At 66.7% G+C, this 4,039-nt stretch carries 1 protein-coding gene; it reads right to left on the bottom strand.

Going from position 1 to position 4,039, the window contains the following annotated elements; translation table 11 throughout:
- Nucleotides 1-363 precede the first annotated feature (363 nt).
- Nucleotides 364-3,606 carry a hypothetical protein gene (locus HT579_12220; protein ID QKS29604.1) on the bottom strand — a complete coding sequence of 1,081 codons (3,243 nt, stop codon included), beginning with the start codon at nt 3,604-3,606 and terminating at the stop codon, nt 364-366.
- Nucleotides 3,607-4,039 lie beyond the last annotated feature (433 nt).

The raw sequence follows: 4,039 nt of genomic DNA, 5'->3' as shown, positions 1-4,039 counted from the left end.
GACAGTTCCTTTCCAACGACGACGCCGGGCGGCCGGCTCTGCCACCGGCCGCGGGATGTCGCGCAACGACTTGAACCACAGTGAACGGGCTGCTGGAGGAGGTTCGCGCGCCAGCGATCGGCGAGCGTGGCCCGCAACGACACGCAACGGTCGTTTCGACGACATGCACCCGTTTTGCCGACCACATGAACACGACCCCTCCCCTCATTCGGAAGCCGTCCCCCGCGAGAACACGCACAAACGCTCGCAACCTAGCACGGGTCTTCTTACAGATTGCCTACAGGCCGCGGCCTCGCTGCAAAGAGCCCGCTCTGCAAGCCACCGGCAGAACTCGGGCCAGCCAACGGAAGCCCGCTCCGCCGATCACCCGCTGGCCGGTGGATTCGCCGGCCCACCGTGGCGCAGCATGTCGAAGACCGCTTCCGTCTCGCGCGATGGCGTTGCGCCGAGCGTCGAGTGCAGGACCTCCCGGCAGCGTGCATGGACGCGCAGCGCCTCGGCGGTTTCACCCGTCCGTTGCAGCGACACCATCAGGCGCCGATAACACGCTTCCGCCAGGGGATCGATCTCGATGATGCGCCGGTAGAGCCGAATGGCCTCGCGCCAGCGGGCGCCTGTCTCGAGCTGGTGTGCGATTTCGGCGAGCGCTTCGACGACGCGCTGCCGCGAACGCTCTCGTCGGGGCAGCAGCCACGCGTGCGCAGACTCGCGTTCGAGGAAGTCGCCGCGGTAGAGTGCGAGCAGGCTGTCGCTCGTCCTTTCCAACTCGTCGGGTTCAATCGGCACGTGGCGGGCGAGTGCCTCCTCGGTCCTGTTCAGCAGCCGCTCGAAAGACCACAGGTCTACCCAGCAAAGCGTTTCGTTGAGGCTGACCCGACCGCCATCGGTCAGGATGGCATCGTCGTGGCCGAGCAGACGCCGCAAACGCAAGAGACTGGCGTCGAAGGCTCCCCGACCACCGCGACTCTCGGCGTCGGACCACAGGCTGTCGATCAGCCTGCTGATGGCGATGTGTCGGCCTCCGAGCGCGACGATCGCCTGCAGCAGATCGACGGGTTTGTGCTGCTGGCCGGACGGGACCACCGCCCGCCCGTCGACGACGATGCTCAAGCGGCCAAGGGTGTAGATCCGTACCGGCCACGGCCAGCAATCGAGGCCGACGCCGGGCGCCCTGAGGCCACGCCGGCGGATCAGGCAGCGCACGTAGTCGGGCTCGATCTGACGCGCAAGCGCGACGGCACAGAGGCGTGCCATGACGGATGGGCGGAAGCTGTTGTGGTTGAGGTAGCCGTGCGCGGCACCGATACTGAAGGCGCTGCGCAGTGCCCTGACGCCGCCTTCGTCGTCGCCGGAGTCGAGAGCCAGCAGCGCTTCGCAGAGGTCCGCCTGAAAACACAGGATGCCGCTGCGCATCGCGACGCCGATCTCGCGTCCTTCTGCCAGCAGCGGCCACGCTTCCACGGTTCGGCCGGCGGCATGCAGCGCCTGCGCGTAGAGCAGTCTGCCGAGGGCATGCTGTTGCGGGCCGCCATACTGGGTGGCAATGGCATTGGTTGTGTGGCCGTGCCTGACGGCCTGTGCACCGTCGTCGGCGAGCAGCGCGGAGAGACAGGCGAGGTAGTGATGATGGCCGACATCGATCCGGCGTCTCGGGTCGAGACACTTGGCCAGCCGCGCGAGCGCCAGGCGACCGGCCGCCGCGTCGCCCTGATTCAGGTAGGCGTAGGTCTGCAGTGCGCCGAGGAGAAAGTCCCACATCCGCACACCGTGCTGGCGCGCCAGCCGGCTGCCCGTGTCGGCGGCGGCGGCACCCTCCTTCATTTCGCCCCGACTCCAGTGATGCATCGAGCGCTCGGCCCAGAGCAGCGCCTCCACAAAGGGAGCGAGTACGCTGCCCGGTGGTGGCTCGATTGCTGCGGTCAGGCGGTCGAGCAGCGCATTGTCGCCGACGCCCACCGTGTAGTGGAGCTGCAGGTTGCAGGCGAGCAGGATGCGAACCTGGGGATCAGGGCAGTTGTCGATCACGGCCAGCAGTCGCTCGGCCCAGACGTGGATTGCCGGATCCTGTGGCCGGCGAAACAGCAACGCCCCGAACATGCTGGACGTGCAGCGGCCGACGAGTTCACCAGTCGGTGCGCCGAACTCCTGCTGCAGCGAGTCGGCTTCATCGAGCCAGCGATCGAGCTGGCTGAAATCGGACCACTCGAGACAGATCAGGTCGACGACCGCCGACCAGGCGAGACACGACCCATCGCGCGACCTGCACGCGCGGAACAGGCGGTAGGCGTCTTCGAAGCAGGTCTGTGCTGCGGGCGGATCGAACGGCAACCACGCGCTGCCACGCCAGTACTGTAGCCAGGGATTGCTCGCCAGATGGCCGGCGGGAAGGGCATCGAGCCAGGCGGAGAGGGTGCGTTGCCAGCCGCGTTTGATCAGCGGCTGCGCCTGCCCGACGATCAGCGACTCCAGTTCTGGCCAGTGGGCGCCGCCGATCAGCGTGCTGGCGGCCGCGTCGAGCTCGCCCTGTGCCGCCAGCACGGAAGCGGCCAGCAGCTCGATCCGCCGGCGTTCGTCAGGCGGCAGATCAATCCGGGCGCGGACGAGCAGGAATTGCCGCAGCAAGGGATGGAACTCGTACTGCATCTCTCCACCAACTGCGTGCAGGGTGGTGAGCAGGTTGTCGCTGTGCATGGTTGCCAGAATGCGCGAGGCATCGCTGCTCCCGGCAAGCTGGTCGGCCATTGCTGGAGCCATTCTGGGAAGGTAGGCGACGCGCAGCAGAAAGCCGCGAACATTCGGCGACTGGCGATCGAAGATCTCCGTCGCGAGGTACTGGAACAGCGCGCTGTGGCTGGCGCGAACGGTGTCGGGCACGTCCAGCAAAGCGAGGTCCTCGACCTGCGACAGGAGCTTCAACCCCGCCGGCCAACCACAGGTCAACCGGTGCGCCTGGCGCATGTGGTCGAGGCTCCGCCGGCCGCCGCCGGCAGTGCTGAGTTGCTGCAGCGCGATTGATTCGTCTTCGCTCAACAGGAGTTGATCGGGCCCGAGGACGGCGAGGCGGTCCTTGGCACGCAGGCCTGTGAAGTCGGCGGGAGGCTGGGTCCGGCTGACGATGATCCAGCTGATGCCGCTGGGAGCCATGCGAACGGCGGTGGCCAACAGCTCGCGAAACTCGGGTGCAACCAGTGCTTCCTGACAATCGTCGAGGACGATGGTGTTCGGCACGCCGATTCCATCGTAGAAGCTGGCGAGGAATTGACCGATGAACGACCTCAGGTCAGTGGTCTGTGCCGGGTTCAAGGGTAGTCGGTCGCCGCCAGGCGACGCCGCGATCCCGCTTACTGCGGCCTCGAAGCAATGACAGCAGAGCACCGGATCGCGGTCGCCGCTGTCGGTGTGATACCAGAGCGCTGGCAGCTCGCGCGCGTCGAGGTAGCTGGCCACGAGCGCCGTCTTGCCGGCTCCTGGGGGACCGCTGACCCATACGGCGCCCTGCTCCAGGCATTCGTCCAGAAGCAGGAAGAGGCGTTCGCGAGGATGAACGCGTGCCAGCCGCGGGCGGCCGAACTTCGCCGAATCTGGTGATCTCCCCCTGACCAGCATGCGATTCTCGCTCTTGTGGCTGCGCCCACATCGGCGCGTCACGATAGAAGCGCCGGATGAACGCGAAGAAAGATAGCATTCGAGGGCGTTGCGGGCAAGGCGGGCGCGCGGGCCCGCAGGTCCGGACACAATGGCTGCCTGTGGAGTTCGCCTCCGGTTGCACAGGGAGCGTGGACCTTTGGCGGCAGCGAGCCTAAGGATTGTCGGCCCGGTCGCCACGCTTGGAAGAGGAACCGATACGGCTCCACTGCCGACAGGGATTCCCGCCGCAGAAGAAGGATCACCAGACTCATCACCAACGGAAAGGAAACGACCGCACCGGGGCAGCCCGTCCAGCTGCCCGCCTGGTTACGGTCTCGCCTGGTTTCGGTGACAGTAATCCAATTTCGCGTCAGCGGTGTTGGGGGGTGCTCACATCTCCGCGCGTCAGCCC

Source organism: Candidatus Accumulibacter similis, from assembly GCA_013347225.1.
In the GTDB taxonomy this organism is placed as follows: Bacteria; Pseudomonadota; Gammaproteobacteria; order Burkholderiales; family Rhodocyclaceae; genus Accumulibacter; species Accumulibacter similis.
This window is presented reverse-complemented; position numbering and strand designations above follow the sequence as displayed.

Bases quoted from the DNA above. Each gene is read 5' to 3' on its own strand.
- HT579_12220 (QKS29604.1), bottom strand. From the start codon at position 3,606: ATGCTGGTCAGGGGGAGATCACCAGATTCGGCGAAGTTCGGCCGCCCG.